We start from the raw sequence: 2,766 nt of genomic DNA, 5'->3' as shown, positions 1-2,766 counted from the left end.
CCATCATTCTGGATCTGCGGGTGTTGATCGTATTGTTGGCCTGGCAGCTGGTGCAGATGCGAAAAGCGGTGTCCTGGCCGGAATCAGAGCGCTTGGCGCTAGCGCATCTGACCGCCGATATCCATGCACCGCTCGCCAACCGGCTCGGCATCTGGCAGTTGAAATGGGAGCTGGAGGATCTGGCGTTCCGCATCATGAAGCCGGAGCAGTATCAGGCCATTGCCCGCCAGTTGCAGGAAAAACGCGGTCTGCGCGAACGCTACATCGAACAGGCCACGCAGCAGATCCAGGCGGCGCTGGCCAGGGCCGGCATTGCTGCCGATGTCGCTGGCAGACCCAAGCACATCACCAGCATCTGGAAAAAGATGCAGCGCAAGAATCTGGATTTCGACGGACTCTACGATATCCGTGCCATCCGCGTGCTGGTCGACGATGTCGCCGCCTGCTACAGCGTTCTGGGTCTGGTGCATCAGTTATGGACGCCGATTCCCGGGGAGTTCGACGATTACATCGCGCAGCCCAAAAGCAATAATTACCAAAGTCTGCATACGGCAGTGATCGGTCCCGACGGACTCGGTCTGGAAGTGCAGATCCGGACCCGGAATATGCATGAGCATGCCGAAATGGGCGTGGCGGCGCATTGGCGTTACAAGGAAGGCGGCAAAGCGCAGGGCGAATTCGAAAAGAAAATCGCCCAGATGCGGCAGCTTCTGGAGAACAGCAAGGCGGCCGACGAAACCGTGCTGATGGCGGGTTTGGGCACCGAGCTGGTCGAGGACCGCAAATACCTGCTGACGCCGAAAGGCGAGGTCATCGACCTTCCGGCGGGCGGCACCGTGCTTGATTTCGCGTATCACGTGCACACCGATGTCGGTCACCGTTGCCGCGGCGCCAAGGTCAACGGCCGCATTGTGCCTTTGGAATACCGGCCGAACTCCGGCGACCGCATTGAAATCATGACCGGAAAAACCGGAACTCCAAAACGTGATTGGCTGTTGGCAGCCAATGGCTATCTGGCCAGCTCGCGTTCGCGCGACAAGGTCCGCGCCTATTTCTTCCGACTCGACCGTCAACGCAATCTCGAAGACGGCCGCGAGTTGCTGGAAAAGGAGTTGCGCCGGGTGGCCCTGATGCAGACTGACCTGAAACCGGTGCTCGACAAGTTCAAACTTCCCGACCGGGATGAGCTGTGCATCGCCCTGGCACTCGGCGATATCAGTCCCAGTCTGATTACGCGTGCCCTGCATGAGCACCTGCAGCCGGCGTCCGAAACCCTGCCGATGCGTCGGGTTGCGGCGCCGCGCAAGACGGCTGGACGCAGCGACATGACCGTGGAGGGGGTCGGCAATTTGCTGATGCAGCTGGCACGCTGCTGTCAGCCGGTTCCCGGCGACGCCATCGTCGGTTATCTGACCAAAGGTAAAGGAGTCAGCATCCACCGTGCCAACTGTGCCAGCGTGGCCTATTTGATTTCGCAGCATCCGGAGCGGGAACTGCCAGTGAATTGGGGCAGCCGCGAAGACGGCCGCTATGAAGTTTCTATCCTGATCCGCGCCTATGACCGAAAATGGTTGCTGAAGGATCTGACCAATCTCATCGCGCAGGCGAACGTCAATATTGCCGGCGTCAATACCCTGCCACAGGCCGGTCCGATGGCGGAACTGAAAATGACGCTCAACGTCGCTGATTTCGGACAGCTCAGCGCGCTTCTGGGTAAACTGGATGCTGTGCCCGGCGTACTGGAAGTCCGCCGTTTCTGAGGCGTACACAAGCATCTTCCACCTGATAAAATGATCCGAATCCAGCCAAAACATTCCCGTGAACATACCCGATAACGATACGGCATCCAACGACTCCATGCTCAAGCGTGGGATGTGGCGTCTTCTGTTTCTCGCGGTCGGCCTGTTCATCGGCATCGGCATTCCCTATATCTGGTATCTCGACAAGCAGGTGCGCGATCAATTCGCTCAACTCAACTGGCAGGTCCCGACCAAGGTGTTCGCCCGGCCTCTGGTGCTCAAGCCCGGTCTGCCACTGGATGGCGGCAGCCTCGCACTGGAACTGCAGGCTGGGGGTTACAAGGATGACGGCCGGGGCGTTTTGGCCGGAAGCTACGGACGCAGCGGCGGCCGATTCCGTCTGACCACCCGTGAGTTCTTCGACGTCAACGGCAAGGTGCCGTCACGCCAGCTCGAAGTGCTGCTGGTTTCCGGCCGCGTCGCCGCCGTGCGTGATGTCAAAACGCGACGCAATCTGAGTTCCGCGAAAGTCGATCCGGTTCGCATTGCCACTTTGTACGGCAACAGCACCGAGGAGCGCCGGTTGGTCAAAATCGACCGGGTGCCGAAGCTGCTGGTCGAGGGCCTTCAGGCGGTAGAAGATCGCAACTTCGACAAACACATCGGCATCGATCCGATGGGTGTTGCGCGTGCCATTTATGTCAACATCCGCGAAGTCGGATTCGAACAGGGCGCCTCGACCCTGACCCAGCAATTGGTGCGCAGCCTGTTTCTGAGCAATACCAAAACCATTACCCGCAAGGTCAAGGAAGCGCTTTACGCACTGATCATCGAGGCGCGCTTCGATAAACAGACTATCCTCGAGGCCTATCTCAACCAGGTCTACCTCGGCCAGGTCGGTGACCAGTCCATTCACGGCATCGCTGCCGGTGCCGATTTCTGGTTCGGACGCGACGTCACCCAGCTGCAGGACCATGAAATCGCGTTGCTGATTGGTCTAGTGCAGGGCCCGTTTTACTGGGATCCG

At 59.3% G+C, this 2,766-nt stretch carries 2 protein-coding genes; both read left to right on the top strand.

The window, feature by feature from the left end; translation table 11 throughout:
• The coding region (locus tag ACIQ0Q_RS08675) for a RelA/SpoT family protein (RefSeq protein ID WP_395772541.1) at positions 1 to 1,760 on the top strand (1,760 nt) is incomplete at its 5' end.
• Between the two features lie 58 nt (positions 1,761 to 1,818).
• Positions 1,819 to 2,766, top strand: a 948-nt coding sequence (locus tag ACIQ0Q_RS08670; protein ID WP_395772540.1) for a transglycosylase domain-containing protein, incomplete at its 3' end; no start/stop codon positions are given.

Source organism: Arenimonas sp. (genome assembly GCF_044348765.1).
Taxonomy (GTDB): Bacteria; Pseudomonadota; Gammaproteobacteria; order Xanthomonadales; family Xanthomonadaceae; genus Arenimonas.
Note: the sequence above shows the minus strand (reverse complement) of the source record. Positions and strands in the feature narration are given on the sequence as shown.